Genomic DNA, 17,637 nt, shown 5'->3' with positions numbered 1-17,637 from the left:
AATTAAGCAAAGACCATTGAGGGGGCTTTGAATGCCACTGGCATTTGCGCTTCGTCTTCAAATGTGACGAATTCCCACGCAGATTCTTTCGCTAATACAGCTTGGAGCAATTTATTGTTCAGTGCATGACCTGATTTAAACGCGGTGAATTCACCGATAATGTTATAGCCACACATAAATAAATCACCGATTGCATCCAACATTTTGTGACGAACAAATTCATCTTCAAAACGTAAGCCATCGTCGTTGAGAACACGATAGTCATCAACTACGATTGCACAATCGAAGCTTCCGCCCAAACACAATCCTTTAGATTGTAGATATTCGATATCACGCATAAATCCAAATGTACGAGCACGGCTAATTTGGCTCATAAAAGATTCAGCGGAAAAATCTAATTTATAACGCTGTGTACTTGCATCAATGGCTGGATGATTAAAATCGATAGTAAAATCTAATTTAAACCCGTTGTATGGACGCATCTCTGCCCATTTATCGCCATCTTCTACACGTACTGTTTCTTTGATGCGAATGAATTTCTTCGCAGTACGAAGCTCTTCGATACCTGCATCAAGTAACAAGAAAACAAAAGGTGCCGCACTTCCATCCATAATTGGAATTTCAGGTGCATTCACTTCAATTACGATATTATCAATGCCTAAACCAGCCAGTGCTGCATTTAAATGCTCAACGGTTGATATACGCACATCGTCTTCGTTGACTAAGCAAGTACATAACATAGTGTCACGAACTGATTTTGCGTCTGCTGGAAAATCCACCGGTGGATTTAAGTCAGTACGACGGTAGATGACCCCAGTATTTGCTGGCGCCGGACGCATTGTAAGCGTAACTTTTTTACCCGTGTGAAGTCCCACACCGGTTGCTTGTACAATTCGTTTTAATGTCCGTTGTTTGATCATCATTTTATCTCGCAATGTTATCCGTCCTACCAATCATTATACTTATAATTGGCAGGACAGTTTAGCACAAAAAGCGGAGATGCCAATCTTTTTGGCGATTAATCAGCCTGTTTTCTCAGGAACGCAGGGATATCTAAATAATCTGGTTCTTTGTTTGCCTGAGTAGATTGTTCGTTAACGGCTTTTGCGGCAGGCTTGCTTTCTTCTACAGCAGAGAAAGAAGACATGCTATTTTGCATTTGCTGGTAACGATTCTCCATTGCGCTTTGCTGATTCTGTTTATTAGTTACCAGCGTAATTTCTGGACGTTTGTCCATACCAATACCTGTTGCAACCACAGTCACACGCAATTCATCATTCATTTCTGGGTCAAGGGATGTACCGATAACCACAGTCGCATTATCTGATGCAAATGCACGAATGGTATTACCCACTGTTTCAAATTCATCAAGACGTAAGTCAAAACCTGCTGTGATGTTGACTAACACACCACGCGCGCCAGATAAGTCGATGTCTTCCAATAATGGACTTGAAATCGCCATTTCTGCTGCTTCTTCAGCACGATCTTCGCCTTTCGCAGCACCCGATCCCATCATGGCATAACCCATTTCAGACATCACAGTTCTTACGTCAGCAAAGTCAACGTTCATTAAACCTGGGCGAGTGATTAGCTCAGCGATACCTTGAACTGCGCCTTTTAATACATCATTAGCTGCGCCGAATGCATCTAATAATGAAATTCCACGACCAAGTACTTTTAATAACTTGTCATTTGGAATAGTGATTAATGAGTCAACATGTTTTGATAACTCAGTAATACCTTGTTCCGCAAATGCCATACGTTTTTTGCCTTCAAAATTAAAAGGCTTAGTCACTACAGCAACGGTCAAAATGCCTAATTCTTTAGCCACTTCTGCAACAACAGGCGCAGCACCAGTACCAGTACCACCGCCCATACCTGCTGCGATAAAGACCATATCGGCACCTTCAAGTGCTGCACGTAACCCTTCGCGGTCTTCCTCTGCTGCATTACGGCCTACTTCAGGATTTGCACCTGCACCTAAGCCTTTCGTAATGGCATTACCGATTTGGATAGTCTGTCCGACCGCTGTTTTACGTAGCGCTTGAGCATCCGTATTGACTGCAAAGAAATCTACGCCTTCAATACGTTCACGAACCATGTGCTCAACCGCATTACCGCCGCCGCCACCAACGCCGATGACTTTGATCACCGCATCGTTGGTTAATTCCATAGGTTCAAACATAATTTCTCTCCGTTTTGTGCCTTCTCAGGGCCGCTTGCTCAAACGACCTCTTTTTAAATTTGTCTGATTATTAAAACTCTCTTTTTAGCCAACCAGTGAGTTTTTTAAATAAACCACTGACAGCAGAGCGTTTCTCGGTTTCAGTTTCCTCACCAAAGTGAGATTCTTTACCGTAATGCAAGAGCCCAACCGCTGTTGAGTAGTAGGGATCCTGCGCATAATCTGTTAGCCCGGTAATATTTAACGGTTTACCGATCCGTACTTGCGTGTGGAAAACACGTTGAGCACATTCAACAAGTCCATCAATCTGTGCAGCACCACCTGTTAGCACAATACCTGCGGCTAAATGATGCTTAATCCCTTGCTGGCGTAACTGTTCTTGAACTTTTAAAATCTCTTCATTAACAAGATTGAGCAGTTCGGTATAACGAGGCTCAATCACCTCAGCAAGAGTTTGTCGTTGCAGACTTCTTGGTGGTCTGCCTCCGACACTTGGAACTTCGACATTTTCATCTTTACCAACTAAAGAGCCTAATGCACAACCATGACGAACCTTGATAGCTTCGGCATCATTTGGCGGAGTGCCAAACGCGTAAGCGATATCACTTGTTACTACATTGCCAGCATAAGGAATAACGCGAGTATGCCTTAATGCTCCACCGGTATAAATTGCGATATCCATTGTACCGCCACCAATATCAACAACACACACACCTAATTCACGTTCATCTTCGGTCAATACAGCAAAACTTGAAGCCAGTCCCGCAAAAATCAGTTGATCCACTTTTAACCCACAGCGTTCAACTGCTTTTACAATATTCTTTGCCATATCGTTATGGCAGGTAATTAAATGAACTTTAGCCTGCATACGCACACCCGATAATCCAACTGGGTTTTTGATCCCTTCTTGATAATCAATGGCATACTCTTGCGGTATAACGTGTAAAACACGATGTTCATCTTTTACTTTGACGGATTTCGCGGTATGAACCACGCTATCAACATCATCTTGAGTCACTTCTTCTTCCGAAATTGGCACCATACCAATCTCATTTTGGCAACTGATATGCTTGCCTGATAACGCCAAATATACTGAAGATATTTGGCAGTCAGCCATTAGCTCAGCCTGATCTACCGCCCGTTGTACACATTTTACGACGGATTCGAGATCATTAACGCCACCTTTATCCATGCCCCGAGATGGACAACTTCCCACCCCGATAATATTCACTACACCATCAGGCAGGATCTCACCGACAAGGGTGGCTACTTTGGCCGTACCAATCTCAAGACCAACTACTAATTTTCTGTCCGTCGCTTTGATCATTATTGTTCTGCCTTCGCCTTCATCGTGTCATCTGCCACGTCTTGTTTATTCATTATCAAGTAATAAAGGAGCCCATCCGACTGCACCACCACTGTCATAACGCAGATCCACGTAATCAACTCGTTTATCTGTTTGTTGTTGCAGTATCGGATACAACTCAATAAAGCGAGCGATCCGTTTTTCGTTATCCTTACGACCTAACTCCAATCGGACATCATTGTCTAAAACTAATTGCCATCCTTGACGGGCAGACATTGACGCTGCTTTTAAATTCAGGTTACTTGCAAGAAGCTGATCTCTCATTGCCACATAACCTGACAACACCATTTTTTCGCTTCCTTGAGGACCATATAACAAAGGATAACTTCCTTTGGTTTCCAACTGCGTTGGCAGACTGAAAACGCGTCCTTCTTTATCAAGAAAGTAAGTGTCATTCCAACGGGTAAAGGGAACATACTCTACCAGATGGATTTTAAGTTCATCAGGCCACTGTTTACGAACAGTGACTTGCCTAATCCATGGCATACGTTCAATTTGTTGCTGAATAATATTCACATCCTGTGTCATAAATGTACCCGGCTGTCCTAAAGACAAAATGGCCTGACGTACATCATCATTCGTTGTGTAATGTCGCTCACCCGTTAATACAAGTTTTGAGATTGGCAGACGATTTGCGTCTTTCATCCAGTTAACCACTTGTATTCCACCCCAAATGATGGTGGCAATCACACATAAGAAAAAGATTAATCCTGATAAATAAGTACCATTACTCGGTCTGTCAGAATGTTGCTTCTCTTTGTGTTCTTTTATATTTAGCGCTGCTTGTGACATATTAACCCACTAACTCCTGAGCAACGTTTAAACAAGAGAATCGCCCATTCTTTTGTCCGATATTCCAGCGATTAATACTTTTCCTACATATATATACTTTATGAACACTTTTAGGTTTGATAATTAAATCACTAAATTGTTCAATCTGTTGAGAATTATTTACTTTAAAAGAAGAAATTGCGAATTTTTCTGCGTTTTTCTTACTTTTTAACTGAAATTTTTTCTCAACACAGATTTGAGCAAGCGAATTCTCGATCATTTTTTTCGCTAATACAGTGTTATTTTCCTCATAACACGCCATCATTACAGTTACTTTATTGACCATTTCACCATAAATGATGTTCACTTGCTCAAACATCCGTCTTAATCCTCGCTGAAAGATGGTTGTAATTTCGTATCTGCTAAGCGACGCGCTATTTTACCAATATTTCCAGCACCTTGAACTAAAACAAGATCATTATCTGTTAATACACCTGCCAATATTGATGAAATATTAGTCACATCAGAAACCCAGATAGGATCTAGCTTCCCACGTTGGCGAATTGTTCGACAAAGTGAGCGACTATCGGCACCTGCAATAGGTGCTTCCCCAGCAGAATAAACATCTGTTAATAATAAAATATCAACCTGATTGAGAACAGTGGCAAAGTCTTCATATAAATCGCGAGTACGTGTATAGCGATGAGGTTGGAAAATCATCACTAGGCGTTTATCTGGCCATCCCGCTCTCGCCGCTTTAATCGTTGCATCAACTTCTGTTGGATGATGACCATAATCATCCACTAGCATCACTTCACCTTCTTGACCATTAACATGCTCAAGACCGTAGTTACCTAAGAAATCAAAACGACGTCCAGTACCTTGGAAATTAAGTAATGCGGCTAAAATATGTTCGTCAGCAATGCCTTCTTCTGTGGCGACAGCAACCGCAGCTGTCGCATTCAGTGCGTTATGGCGACCAGGTGCATTTAATACAACTTGTAAATCTGGCATACCTTCACGAGAAATAGTGAAAAAGCCCTGAGCACCTTTTTGTTCATAATGTGTAATACGAACGTCAGCATCTTCACTAAAGCCATAAGTCGTAATATAACGACCCACTTTAGGAATAATAGAGCGAATGACATCGTCATCCAGACACATCACTGCACGACCATAGAATGGTAAATTGTGCAAAAAGGTAATAAACGTCTCTTTTAGATTGTCAAAATTACCGTGATATGTGTCCATATGGTCTGCTTCGATATTCGTAACGACAGCAACCATGGGTTGTAAATGTAAAAACGATGCATCACTTTCATCAGCTTCAGCAATTAAATAACGACTGCAACCTAAGCGAGCATGAGTGCCAGCCGATTTAACAAGCCCACCATTAACAAAAGTAGGATCTAAACCCGCTTGCGCATAAATATTTGAAATCATCGCTGTTGTTGTCGTTTTGCCATGTGTTCCGGCAATCGCAACACCATGACGATAACGCATCAATTCGGCCAGCATTTCAGCACGACGAATAACAGGGATACGCGCTTCTCTTGCTGCAATAATCTCAGGATTTTCAGCACTGATTGCTGTCGAAACCACAACAACACTTGCGCCACGAATATTTTCAGGGCGATGATTAAAATAGACTGTCGCGCCTAAGGCAACGAGCTGTTGTGTGACTACGTTTGGTGCTAAATCAGAACCGCTGATTTCATAACCTTCGTTAGCCAACACTTCGGCAATCCCCCCCATACCAGCACCACCGATGCCAATAAAGTGAATATGCCTAACTTTTCTCATTTCAGGCACAAATGATCTTAATTTTGCCAGTTGTTGTGTATTCACTATTTACTTCTTCACTCTACGTTAATGGTTACAAGTTACGTTTATTTTTTTGCCACTTCGATTATCACATTCGCTACGCGCTCTGTGGCATCCGTAATCGCAACACTTTTTGCTTTCTCTGCCATTGCTAACAAGGTTTCTCTATCCCAATTTTTCAGGGTTTGTGCAATGACTTCTGGAGTTAAATCGTTTTGCTCAATAATACGCGCTGCACCCGCTTTTTCTAACGGCAGTGCATTCCAATATTGCTGTCTATCTTTGTGCTGGAAAGGAACAAAAATAGCGGGTAATCCCGCTGCGGCAATCTCGCTGACCGTTAATGCACCTGAACGACACACAACAACATCAGCCCATTGGTAAGCTTGCGCTATATCATCAATAAATTCAGTAACTTTATATTCAGATTTAACTGAATTTTTTGCTAATTCGTTCTGATAGCGTGTTTTTGTATCACTTTCGCCACCTTTTCCTGCTTGATGCCAGATTGTAACATGTTCACCTAGTAAACCTGCAACTACGGGTAAGGTGTGATTTAAAATTCTAGCACCTTGGCTACCACCAATGATCAGTACACGAATAGGCCCTGTTCTCTCTTTTAATCGTACTGAAGGCGCTTCAAGTGCCAATACATCTTCACGAACAGGGTTTCCAACAACTGGTGCTTTAGGAAATGCCCCCGGAAAAGCCTGTAATACACGTTTCGCAATTTTCGATAACCAGCGATTGGTTAATCCAGCGATACCATTTTGCTCATGCAAAATAACGGGTATCCCGCACATCCAAGCGGCAACACCACCAGGACCTGAAACGTAACCACCCATACCAAGTACAGCATCTGGCTGATAGCGCTTCATAATGGCACGAGCTTGAAAAATCGCTTTAATAATACGAATAGGTGCTGCGATTAATGCTTTAATACCTTTTCCACGTAAACCTGAGATACGAATAAATTCAATTTCGATACCGTGCTTAGGAACTAAATCGGCTTCCATTCTATCTGCCGTTCCTAACCATCGGATTTCCCAACCTTGAGATTGTAGATAATGAGCAACAGCCAGACCTGGGAATACATGTCCCCCAGTGCCACCAGCCATAACCATTAAACGGCGTCTACGCTCGCTCATTTCGGGCTCCTTACAAACGCCTGAGCTTGTGCTAGACGTGTTTCATAATCAATTCGTAATAACATCACGATAGCCGTTGACATAATAATCAAACTTGAACCACCGTAACTAATAAGAGGAAGGGTTAATCCCTTTGTCGGCAACATGCCTGCTGCTGCGCCTACATTCACCAATGATTGGAATGTAAACCAGATCCCGATAGAACAAGCTAAAAAGCCTGAAAAACGTTGATCGAGGATCAGCGCACGTCGTCCAATTTGCATCGCGCGAAAAGCGATGAAGAATACCATTAAAAGCACCAAAACCACACCGATATAACCAAGTTCTTCAGCCAAAATGGAGAAAATAAAGTCGGTATGTGCCTCTGGCAAATATTCTAGTTTTTGTACTGAGTTTCCTAAACCTTGTCCAAGCAAATCACCACGACCAAATGCCATTAGAGATTGTGTAAGCTGATAACCGCTTCCAAATGGATCTTCCCAAGGTTCTAAGAAAGAAGTGATACGTCGAACACGGTAAGGTTCAACAATAATCAACATAACAACAGCGGCAATTCCTGAACCGATAATGGCTAAGAACTGCCAAATTTTAGCACCCGCTAAAAATAACAGCGCTAATGTTGTTACGAATAAAACCACAACGGTTCCTAAGTCTGGTTGTAATAACAATAAAACGGCCAGTACTAACATCACGCCCATCGGCTTACAGAAACCCCAAAAGTTATTTCTGACTTCTTCAACTTTTCGGACTAAATAGCTCGATAAATAACAAAACAGCGCAAGTTTTGATAATTCAGCAGGCTGGAAATTTAATGGTCCCACCGCAATCCAGCGTGAAGCACCATTAACGGAACTCCCTACCCCCAATACCACTAATAAAAGTAATATCGAACCAAACAGCATTAAGCTGCTATAACGTTGCCAAATTGCCATTGGAATGCGCATGGTGACTAACGCAATACAAAATGCGACAACAATATAGATGCCATCACGTTTAGCAAATAAGAAAGGATCTTCTGCAAGACGTTGACCAACAGGCATTGAAGCTGATGTCACCATAACAAAGCCGACAACCGCTAATCCGAAAGTAAACCAGAGCAAAGTGCGATCATACGGTACAAATGCCGTATTCTCAGTTTGATAACTGCCCACTAGCCACTGTTTTAATCTTCGCATTGCGAATACGCTCATCAGCCAAGCTCCCTTGCTAAACGTGCAAATTCATCACCACGCTGCTCAAAACATTTAAACTGATCTAAGCTTGCACATGCAGGAGAGAGCAACACCATATCCCCTGATTTTACAGAAGGAGCTAAAGCCCGCATGGCTTCTTCCATTGTCACTGTTAATAAAGAGACATCTGGTCGTAGATTTGCCAATGCGTGTCCATCTTGTCCAAAACAGTACAGACGAATATTATCTCCACTGATATAAGGCAATAAAGAAGTGAAGTCAGCAGATTTCCCATCACCACCTAATAAAAGATGTAGTGTGCCCTCAACTTCAAGTCCTCGTAATGCCGCTTCAGTGCTTCCCACATTGGTGGCTTTCGAGTCATTTATCCAACGTACATTTTGATGTGAATAAACTAATTGAAAACGGTGAGCAAGACCGTGATACGTTTTCAGTACCTCGGTTGCAGCTTTACGAGAAATACCCACAGCATCAGCAAGAGCTAATGCGGCTAATGCATTGGTATAGTTATGCTGTCCTGAAAGGTACATTTCAGCCGTTGAAAGGACTTTTTCACCTTTCACTTTTAAAATGCGATTTGTGTTATCAAGCTGATAATCACCTTGTCCAACACCAAAACTAACACAACGATTATCTTTACCCGCTAAAGGTAGCGTTAATGCATCATCTTCGTTATAAACACAGGTTTTAGCATTATCGTAAATACGCAGTTTTGCTTCACGATATTGTTCTAATCCTAACGGATAGCGATTCATATGATCTTCGCTAATATTTAATACCGTTGCAGCAGCGGCTTGTAAGCTATAAGTCGTTTCTAGTTGAAAACTCGATAGCTCTAATACATATAAATCATAAGGCTCGGTTAATAAGGTCAGAGCTGGAACACCAATATTGCCACCGACTCCAACACGAATACCATCCGCGCTTGCCATTTCACCCACAAGCGTTGTCACGGTACTTTTACCGTTAGAGCCCGTAATCGCTACAATAGGCGCTTTGGCTTCACGGCAAAACAGTTCAATATCACCAACAATTTCAACACCATGATTTGCGGCTTCAACAAGCTCCGGTGTCGAAAGTGCAATACCCGGACTTGAGATAATTAAATCAGCATCGTTAAGCCATGCTTGATGAAAACTACCTGTATGATATTCAACGTCAACAGGAAGCTTATCTAAGCCTCCTGGTTTTTGGCGTGTATCAATAACCTTAGGTGTAACACCTTGGCGGATAAAAAAGTCAACGCAAGAAAGGCCTGTTATCCCAAGCCCAACAACAACCACTTTTTTTCCCTGATAATTTGCCATCTTAACGCACCTTTAATGTCGCCAGACCAATAAGCACTAACATCAGTGAGATGATCCAGAAACGGACAATAACACGAGGTTCAGGCCAGCCTTTTAATTCATAATGGTGATGAATTGGAGCCATACGGAAAATACGTTGACCACGCAACTTAAATGAACCGACTTGTAAAATAACGGAGAGTGTTTCAACAACAAACACACCCCCCATAATCACTAATAAGAACTCTTGGCGTAATAACACTGCGATAGTCCCTAATGCGCCACCTAATGCAAGTGAACCAACATCGCCCATAAAGACCTGTGCTGGGTAAGTGTTAAACCAAAGAAAACCTAAACCAGCGCCAACTATCGCGGTACAGACAATCACCAATTCGCCCGCATGCATTAAGTAAGGAATTTTCAAATAACTGGCGAAATTAACGTTACCTGTTGCCCATGCAACTAATGCAAAGCCCGCAGCAACAAATACTGTTGGCATAATAGCTAAACCATCTAAACCATCTGTCAAGTTCACAGCGTTACTGGTACCCACAATCACAAAGTAAGCCAATAAAATGTAGAGCATACCTAATTGAGGCATAACATCTTTAAAGAATGGAACGACTAGCTGTGTTGCTGGCGTATCTTTACCAATTGCGTACATACTAAATGCCACAACAAGTGCGAGTACGGACTGCCAGAAATATTTCCAGCGAGCAATTAAGCCTTTTGTGTCTTTACGAACTACTTTGCGATAATCATCAACAAAACCAATCACGCCGTAACCAATTAAAACCAGTAATACACACCAAACATAGGGGTTATCTAATCTTGCCCATAGTAGTGTGGAGATGGATATAGAGAACAGGATCATAATCCCGCCCATTGTTGGCGTACCGCGTTTGCTAAAGTGAGACTCTGGCCCTTCGCTACGAACCACTTGCCCGATTTGCATTTTTTGTAACCATGCAATCAGATGAGGTCCCATCCACAACGCAATAATTAATGCCGTCAATAAGCCAACAATCGCCCTGAATGTCAGATAAGAAAACACATTAAAAAATGTATGGTATTTAACCAAATATTCGGCTAGCCAAACTAACATTCAAAGCACTCCTTTAATGCGTTCACGATATCTTCCATCGCGGAGCTTCGTGAACCTTTTACTAAAACTGAAACAACATCATGCTGCTGTAATAATGGAATTAATTGAGCAAGTAAGTCGGCTTTAAATACAAAATGCTGACCACCTTGATTTTCATCACTAATAAAATGGCTGTGATGTCCTACGGTAAATACGCTATCAATACCTACATCGTGTGCAAAACGCCCCACGTCACGGTGACATTTTTCTGAATCTTTACCTAATTCAGCCATATCACCTGCGACAAAAATCTTATATCCCGGTAATTGAGACAAAACCTGTAAGCCTGCGATCATCGAACCATCGTTAGCATTGTAAGTATCATCTAACACCATTTTTCCTGCTGTTAATTCAACAGGGTACAATCTTCCTGGTACGGCTTTTAATGTCGATAAACCAAGGCGAATATCTTCAAGCGTCGCCCCAGCAGATAGCGCAAGCGCACTTGCCGCTAAAGCATTCGCAATGTTATGACGACCCGGTAATGGAAGAGTGACTTCTACACAACCTTCTGGTGTGTGTAAGGTGAAGTTTGTGATGAATTGCTTAACTGTGATATCTGATGGATAAAAATCGGCTTTACCTTGTGCTGATAAAGAGAATGACCATTGCGTTTGGCGCGCATTCAAATGGTGTTTCCACAGAGGTAAGTCATTACTATCCAGATTAATAATGGCTGTACCTTGCTCTTTTAAGTGGGTAAAGATTTCACCTTTTGCCTGAGCAATCCCTTCCAGTGAACCGAAACCTTCAATATGTGCAGAAAAGAGATTATTTACCAATGCACTATCTGGTTTTACCATATTTACGGTATAAGCGATTTCACCGATATGGTTTGCACCTAATTCGATAACCGCAAAACGGTGTTCTGGCGTTAAACGAAAAAGCGTTAAAGGTACGCCAATATCGTTATTTAAATTGCCATGGGTATATAAGGTTTCGCCACAGTGACGCAAAATAGAAGCGGTCATCTCTTTAACGGAGGTTTTTCCAGAAGAGCCTGTCAACGCAACAATCTTGGCGTGGCTTAGCGAACGAATATGTGCTGCAATTTCGCCCATTGCTAGATGGGTATCTTTCACAATGATTTGCGGACAATCAACATCAATCTCACGATTAACTAAAACCGCAACGGCGCCCTTTTCTTTTACATCAGCAATAAAATCATGAGCATCAAAACGCTCACCCGCTAATGCAATAAACAGGCAATCTTCATCAATTTTACGACTATCTGTTGAAATCGATTTGATGATAAGTTGATCCGCTTGGCTTTGAGCGAGATGGCTCAATGTGCCTTTGCTAATTTGTGCAATATTTCCTAAAGACAGAGGGATCACGCTATCACCCCCAATAACCGAGCAACGGTTAATCTGTCTGAATAATCGAGACGACGCGAGCCAACCAACTGATAATCCTCATGCCCTTTACCTGCGACTAAAATCATATCATTGGTATCTGCTTGCATAATCACGTTAGTAACCGCTTCAGCCCGACCTTCAATAGCAATCGCACGACCAGGATCCATTAAACCCGAAAGAATATCTTGGATAATTGCTTGAGGCTCTTCACTACGAGGATTGTCATCGGTGATAACAACTTTATCAGCCAGCTCTTCTGCGACTGCTCCCATTAGTGGGCGCTTACCTTTGTCTCTATCTCCGCCACAACCAAATACACACCATAGTTTACCTGTGCAGTGTAAACGAGCAGCTTGAAGTGCTTTCTCTAAAGCATCTGGAGTATGAGCATAATCGACAATAACCGTAGGGCGATTATCCGCACTAAATACTTCCATGCGGCCACAAACAGGTGTGAGTGAAGATGACGCTTTAATAACCGCATCTAATGGATATTCAAGTGCTAATAATGTCGCTAAAGCGCATAAAAGATTACTAACATTAAATGCCCCCATTAATGGGCTTTCAATTTCACCATCACCCCAGCTAGAACTAAAGTGAATGGTTGCACCCGCATCATGATAATTAATCTGGGTTGTTTTAACAAAACGGCCTTGCCAATTCTGTGGCAATTTATTTTCCATTGTCACGGCAACAGCGTCAGGTAAACGAGATAACCATTTTTGACCAACGGCATCATCCGCATTGATGATTTTTTCACCACTGCAATGAGTGGAAAACAGTAACCATTTTGCTTCTTCGTAGTTAGCCATATCACCATGGTAATCAAGATGATCACGACTTAAATTCGTAAATACACTCGCCACAAAAGGCAATGCACTCACACGACCTTGAACTAAACCATGAGAAGAAACTTCCATAGCGGTCAATGTCGCGCCTTGATTTAATAATTGCTGTAACTCTAATTGAATATCAACCGCAGATCCTGTGGTGTTCATCGCAGGAACAACATGACCTAAAAGTCCGTTACCTACTGTTCCCATCACAGCACTTGTTTCACCTAAACCTTGTGCCCACTGTGCTAACAATTGTGTTGTTGTCGTTTTTCCATTAGTCCCAGTAACACCAATCAGTTTCAGTTTTTCCGCAGGTTGATGATAAAAATGTCCCGCTAACTTTGATAATTCTGCATTAAGATTATCAATGTAAATAACTGGAATACCGTGACTTTCACGGATTTCACCATGCGTTGCAACATCTTGTGCTTCCGCTAATACCGCCGAAACACCTTGAGCAATTGCTTGAGGAATATAGCGTCTACCATCAGTTTCATGACCTTTGATGGCGATAAAAAGATCACCGCTCGCCGCTTTTCGGCTATCGAGTGTCATGTCTTTGAGCATCAATGACGGTGCTTGTATCCCGAGTGCCCCTAATAGGTCACTTAAGTTAGGATCGGCCACTTGTATCCTCTTCTTTTTTAATTACAAATTCATTTTTATCGTCTGGCGTCAATGCGTCAGGTTCTACGTTCATTGTGCGTAAAACCGCACCCATGATCGCGCCAAACACCGGTGCAGAAACTGCCCCACCATAGTACTTCCCTGCTTTGGGTTCATTGATTACGACAACCAATGCAAAACGAGGGCGACTTGCTGGAGCAACACCCGCCGCATAAGAGATATATTGATTGATATATTTTCCGTCTGGTCCTACTTTCTTCGCTGTCCCTGTTTTAATCGCAACACGATAACCTTTAATTGCAGCACTCACACCGCCACCACCGGGCAATGCAACGCTTTCCATCATATGAACGACGGTTCTCATCACAGGCTCGGGGAATACGCGAGTTCCGGGTACTGGAGGGTCAACTTTTGTAATAGAAAGAGGACGGTAAATACCAAAACTACCAATCGTTGCGTAGACACGCGCTAACTGTAACGGCGTTACCATTAGCCCATATCCGAAAGAGAAGGTGGCCCTTTCAAGATCGGACCACCGTTGTTTTTTTATTGGAAATATGCCACTACTTTCGCCAACTAGCCCCAAGTTAGTTGGCTTCCCGAATCCAAATCGTGAATAAACATCCACAAGTTCAGATGCAGGCATCGCTAACGCCAGTCTTGAAACACCAACGTTACTCGATTTCTGTAATATTCCTGTTATCGAAAGCTCATGATATAACGCCACATCTTTTATCTGATGCCCGCTAATACGATAAGGAACGGTATTAATAACACTATTTTCTTTAATAATATGATTGTGGAGCGCACTCATCACAACCATCGGTTTTACGGTAGAACCTGGTTCAAAAATATCGGTGATAGCACGATTACGCATCGCATCTTTAGGCGTTCCCGTTAAATTATTTGGGTTGTACGATGGGCTGTTAGCCATCGCCAGCACTTCACCGGTATTTACATCAACTAAAACAGCGGTTCCCGACTCTGCTTTATTCTTAATAACCGCATTGGTTAATTCGCGATAAACCACAGATTGCAGACGTTCATCGATACTTAACATCAGGTTATGAGCAGCTTGGCTGTCTGTTTGAGCGATATTCTCGATAACACGGTTAAAACCATCTTTACGAACAACACGCTCACCAGGAGCACCTGTCAACCACTGGTTAAAGCTTTTTTCAACACCTTCAATACCATCACCATCAATATTTGTTACACCGATGATGTGAGCAGTTACTTCGCCTGATGGATAATAGCGTTTTGATTCTTGGCGCATATTAATTCCAGTGATTTTTAGTTTACTAATATAATCACTAATTTCAGGGTTCACTTGGCGAGCCAAGTAGATAAAACGAGCGGAAGGCGTTGCGACAATTTTTTGCTCGATGTGATTCACTGGCATTTTCAGTGCATCAGCAAGTGCTAACCAACGAGAATCTGTCATATCGGGATTAGCATCTAATACAACTTTAGGATCTGCCCAAATGGCAAAAACAGGCACGCTAACGGCAAGAGGCCTCCCCATTCTATCGCTGATCATGCCTCTTGCTGTCGGTACTTTTTGTACACGTAGAGAACGCATATCCCCTTCACGAATAAGGGGATCGGGGTTAATAATCTGTAAATAGGCAACACGGATTAATAGCGCGGCTAAAGCGATACCAATACCACCGCAAAGCAACGCAAAACGCCAACTCACAAATCCTGTTTTTTCTTCAGGCTTGCGTAGTTTGGCATTTGACTTTGTTTTTGCTTTCGCTTTTGCCGAACGTGAAAATTTCATACTTGCCTTAATTATTTAGTAACCACGATGTTCTCTTTTGTTGGGTCAACATGGATCATTCCCAAACTATCACTTGAAAAACGCTCTACTCGGCTATGGTCAGCCAGTGCGTTTTCTTCAAGAATGAGATTGCGCCATTCGATCTCCAATACGTTTTTCTCCAGCACTAAACGCTCTTTCTCGGCTGTTAATAAACGTGTCTTATGTGCGGTCGTCACGACATACACCGCAGAAATAATCACAGCAATCAGTAAACATACAGGTAATTTGCCATGACGCAGTAAATCCTGCCCTATAACTCTCGGTAGTGAGTGTCGTTCAGTAGACATTTATTCCTCAATACGTTGTGCTACACGCAATACAGAGCTTCGTGCCCGTGGATTTTCTTCAACTTCTACGCCTGTCGGTTTCATCTTGTGAATACTCGATAAGCGAGCACTTCCTAACTCTTTTATCTGCGCTTCTGTGAGAGGAATACCCGCAGGGACAACTGGCCCTTTACTTTCATCTCGAATAAAACGCTTCACCAATCGGTCTTCTAATGAATGGAAACTAATGACCGACAAACGTCCTTCTGGTGCTAAAACAGAAACAGCACCTTTTAATGCTTTTTCAATTTCATCTAATTCGCTGTTGATATAGATACGAATTGCCTGAAAGCTACGTGTTGCTGGGTGCTTATGTCGTTCTTTTACTGGGCTTGCGTCGCTAATTAAATCAGCCAATTGTTTGGTTCGAGTCAAAGGCTCTTCTGTTTTGTTACGTGCAACAATGGCGCGAGCAATACGCTTAGCAAATCGTTCTTCACCAAAGGTTTTCAATACCCATGTGATGTCTTCTTCTGCTGCTGTCATCAGCCATTGTGCGGCTGATTGCCCTGATGTTGGGTCCATACGCATATCAAGAGGTCCATCACGCATAAAAGAAAAACCACGTTCTGGATCATCAAGTTGAGGTGAAGAAACACCTAAATCCAGTAATACACCATCAATTTTCCCTGCTAAACCTAACTCAGTGACATACTGCTCAATATTTGAAAACGGCCCATGAACAATAGAAAAACGAGCATCATCAATTTCATTAGCAACAGCAATCGCTTGTGGATCTCTGTCTATCGCAATCAAGCGACCTTGTTCGCCCAATTGCGATAAAATTAGACGAGAGTGCCCTCCGCGACCAAATGTTCCGTCGATATAGATACCTGAAGGTTTAATATTCAGGCCATTCACTGCTTCATCCAGTAATACACTGGTATGACTAAAATTATTCGTTGTCATTATTTAAAGTGATAAATCCAATAGTCGTGTCGATAACGGTTCCTGTGAGGTTTGCTCGGCTACAATGTCTTTTTCGATCTGTTTGTACCAGACCTGTTCATCCCACAATTCAAATTTATTGAATTGACCGACTAACATGACCTCTTTTGTTAGCCCCGCATGCTGTCTTAGCGTGCTAGCTAACAAAAGACGTCCTGCGCTATCCATTTGGCATTCGCTGGCGTGACCTAATAACAAACGTTGAACTCGACGTTCCGCAGGATTCATGGAGGACAAAGCCGCTAATTTTAACTCAATCTTTTCCCATTCTGGAAGGGTATAAAGCAATAAACATGGCTGATTGAGATCAATGGTACAAACCATTTGACCTTCAGAAATCTCACTCAGCGTTGTTCGATAACGGGAAGGAACTGTTATTCGCCCTTTGCTGTCAAGATTAACGAGTGTTGCTCCACGAAACATCCTCATTACCCCCAGCTTTGTAATTTACACCACATTATCCCACAAATCCCCACAAATAGAGTTTACGGATGGTATGAAAACGTTGTCAAGCCAGATATAGGAAGCTTTATTTATATTTACAGTAATTTGGTAGATACTCTGGAATGTTTAAATTATCGACAAAAAGAAAAAAAGAAATATTAACACTATGATTAATAGAGGTTATTTTTCAAATTCTATTTTTAATCACGAAAAGTAATTATTTATAGCGATTACAAGGAAGAAAACCAGATAAAGAAATCATAATAAGTAAATCATGATTTTTATTATAAAAAACTAATTTATTGCAGTTCATTTACCTTTAGCCAACATAATAATTTGAGGTTGCTTTTATATAA

16 protein-coding genes are annotated in these 17,637 nt (G+C 41.9%); all 16 read right to left on the bottom strand.

Annotated elements, in window-relative coordinates:
- Positions 1 to 2 precede the first annotated feature (2 nt).
- Positions 3 to 920 (bottom strand): UDP-3-O-acyl-N-acetylglucosamine deacetylase, encoded by a 918-nt coding sequence (gene lpxC / locus ACNART_RS15465; RefSeq protein ID WP_036913397.1) that lies wholly within the window; start codon positions 918 to 920, stop codon positions 3 to 5.
- Between the two features lie 98 nt (positions 921 to 1,018).
- On the bottom strand, positions 1,019 to 2,185 hold the full coding sequence (ftsZ, locus tag ACNART_RS15460) for a cell division protein FtsZ (protein ID WP_023581499.1): 1,167 nt from the start codon (positions 2,183 to 2,185) through the stop codon (positions 1,019 to 1,021).
- A 70-nt stretch (positions 2,186 to 2,255) separates the two neighbouring features.
- A complete protein-coding gene (gene ftsA, locus ACNART_RS15455) occupies positions 2,256 to 3,512 on the bottom strand; it encodes a cell division protein FtsA (RefSeq protein WP_006533748.1) in 1,257 nt (418 codons plus the stop codon).
- A gap of 45 nt (positions 3,513 to 3,557) precedes the next feature.
- A complete protein-coding gene (ftsQ, locus tag ACNART_RS15450) occupies positions 3,558 to 4,343 on the bottom strand; it encodes a cell division protein FtsQ (RefSeq protein WP_198620826.1) in 786 nt (261 codons plus the stop codon).
- Between the two features lies 1 nt (position 4,344).
- A complete protein-coding gene (locus ACNART_RS15445; RefSeq protein WP_198625859.1) occupies positions 4,345 to 4,701 on the bottom strand; it encodes a hypothetical protein in 357 nt (118 codons plus the stop codon).
- A 5-nt stretch (positions 4,702 to 4,706) separates the two neighbouring features.
- Entirely contained in the window at positions 4,707 to 6,170 is a 1,464-nt protein-coding gene (murC, locus tag ACNART_RS15440) for a UDP-N-acetylmuramate--L-alanine ligase (RefSeq protein WP_160230585.1), read from the bottom strand.
- A gap of 41 nt (positions 6,171 to 6,211) precedes the next feature.
- Positions 6,212 to 7,294, bottom strand: a complete 1,083-nt coding sequence (gene murG / locus ACNART_RS15435; RefSeq protein ID WP_109392863.1) for an undecaprenyldiphospho-muramoylpentapeptide beta-N-acetylglucosaminyltransferase — start codon at positions 7,292 to 7,294, stop codon at positions 6,212 to 6,214.
- Entirely contained in the window at positions 7,291 to 8,484 is a 1,194-nt protein-coding gene (ftsW, locus tag ACNART_RS15430) for a cell division protein FtsW (RefSeq protein ID WP_196533381.1), read from the bottom strand. Before ftsW ends, murG begins: the two co-directional genes overlap by 4 nt.
- Entirely contained in the window at positions 8,484 to 9,794 is a 1,311-nt protein-coding gene (gene murD, locus ACNART_RS15425) for a UDP-N-acetylmuramoyl-L-alanine--D-glutamate ligase (protein WP_198620830.1), read from the bottom strand. The genes ftsW and murD overlap by 1 nt, the downstream gene beginning before the upstream one ends.
- 1 nt (position 9,795) lies before the next feature.
- On the bottom strand, positions 9,796 to 10,878 hold the full coding sequence (mraY, locus tag ACNART_RS15420) for a phospho-N-acetylmuramoyl-pentapeptide-transferase (RefSeq protein ID WP_023581493.1): 1,083 nt from the start codon (positions 10,876 to 10,878) through the stop codon (positions 9,796 to 9,798).
- Positions 10,872 to 12,254 (bottom strand): UDP-N-acetylmuramoyl-tripeptide--D-alanyl-D-alanine ligase, encoded by a 1,383-nt coding sequence (murF, locus tag ACNART_RS15415; RefSeq protein WP_368927825.1) that lies wholly within the window; start codon positions 12,252 to 12,254, stop codon positions 10,872 to 10,874. Before murF ends, mraY begins: the two co-directional genes overlap by 7 nt.
- Positions 12,251 to 13,738, bottom strand: coding sequence for a UDP-N-acetylmuramoyl-L-alanyl-D-glutamate--2,6-diaminopimelate ligase (gene murE / locus ACNART_RS15410; protein WP_196533378.1), 1,488 nt, complete (start codon positions 13,736 to 13,738; stop codon positions 12,251 to 12,253). Before murE ends, murF begins: the two co-directional genes overlap by 4 nt.
- Positions 13,725 to 15,521: a peptidoglycan glycosyltransferase FtsI gene (gene ftsI / locus ACNART_RS15405; RefSeq protein ID WP_109371150.1), complete on the bottom strand. Its 1,797-nt coding sequence runs from the start codon at positions 15,519 to 15,521 to the stop codon at positions 13,725 to 13,727. The genes murE and ftsI overlap by 14 nt, the downstream gene beginning before the upstream one ends.
- Before the next feature lie 11 nt (positions 15,522 to 15,532).
- Positions 15,533 to 15,850: a cell division protein FtsL gene (gene ftsL / locus ACNART_RS15400; protein ID WP_109371152.1), complete on the bottom strand. Its 318-nt coding sequence runs from the start codon at positions 15,848 to 15,850 to the stop codon at positions 15,533 to 15,535.
- On the bottom strand, positions 15,851 to 16,798 hold the full coding sequence (gene rsmH / locus ACNART_RS15395) for a 16S rRNA (cytosine(1402)-N(4))-methyltransferase RsmH (protein WP_196533377.1): 948 nt from the start codon (positions 16,796 to 16,798) through the stop codon (positions 15,851 to 15,853).
- Positions 16,799 to 16,801: 3 nt separating this feature from the next.
- Entirely contained in the window at positions 16,802 to 17,260 is a 459-nt protein-coding gene (gene mraZ / locus ACNART_RS15390) for a division/cell wall cluster transcriptional repressor MraZ (RefSeq protein ID WP_075670769.1), read from the bottom strand.
- Between the last annotated feature and the right edge of the window lie 377 nt (positions 17,261 to 17,637).

This window comes from Proteus sp. LHD240705 (assembly GCF_047921555.1).
In the GTDB taxonomy this organism is placed as follows: domain Bacteria; phylum Pseudomonadota; class Gammaproteobacteria; order Enterobacterales; family Enterobacteriaceae; genus Proteus.
The sequence above is the reverse complement of the archived record's forward strand: the minus strand, read 5'-3'. Positions and strand labels throughout refer to the sequence as shown.

Bases quoted from the DNA above. Each gene is read 5' to 3' on its own strand.
- ftsA (WP_006533748.1), bottom strand. From the start codon at position 3,512: ATGATCAAAGCGACGGACAGAAAATTAGTAGTTGGTCTTGAGATTGGT.
- ftsQ (WP_198620826.1), bottom strand. From the start codon at position 4,343: ATGTCACAAGCAGCGCTAAATATAAAAGAACACAAAGAGAAGCAACAT.
- rsmH (WP_196533377.1), bottom strand. From the start codon at position 16,798: ATGACAACGAATAATTTTAGTCATACCAGTGTATTACTGGATGAAGCA.
- mraY (WP_023581493.1), bottom strand. From the start codon at position 10,878: ATGTTAGTTTGGCTAGCCGAATATTTGGTTAAATACCATACATTTTTT.
- lpxC (WP_036913397.1), bottom strand. From the start codon at position 920: ATGATCAAACAACGGACATTAAAACGAATTGTACAAGCAACCGGTGTG.
- murG (WP_109392863.1), bottom strand. From the start codon at position 7,294: ATGAGCGAGCGTAGACGCCGTTTAATGGTTATGGCTGGTGGCACTGGG.
- ftsI (WP_109371150.1), bottom strand. From the start codon at position 15,521: ATGAAATTTTCACGTTCGGCAAAAGCGAAAGCAAAAACAAAGTCAAAT.
- murD (WP_198620830.1), bottom strand. From the start codon at position 9,794: ATGGCAAATTATCAGGGAAAAAAAGTGGTTGTTGTTGGGCTTGGGATA.
- ACNART_RS15445 (WP_198625859.1), bottom strand. From the start codon at position 4,701: ATGTTTGAGCAAGTGAACATCATTTATGGTGAAATGGTCAATAAAGTA.
- ftsW (WP_196533381.1), bottom strand. From the start codon at position 8,484: ATGAGCGTATTCGCAATGCGAAGATTAAAACAGTGGCTAGTGGGCAGT.
- ftsL (WP_109371152.1), bottom strand. From the start codon at position 15,850: ATGTCTACTGAACGACACTCACTACCGAGAGTTATAGGGCAGGATTTA.
- ftsZ (WP_023581499.1), bottom strand. From the start codon at position 2,185: ATGTTTGAACCTATGGAATTAACCAACGATGCGGTGATCAAAGTCATC.
- mraZ (WP_075670769.1), bottom strand. From the start codon at position 17,260: ATGTTTCGTGGAGCAACACTCGTTAATCTTGACAGCAAAGGGCGAATA.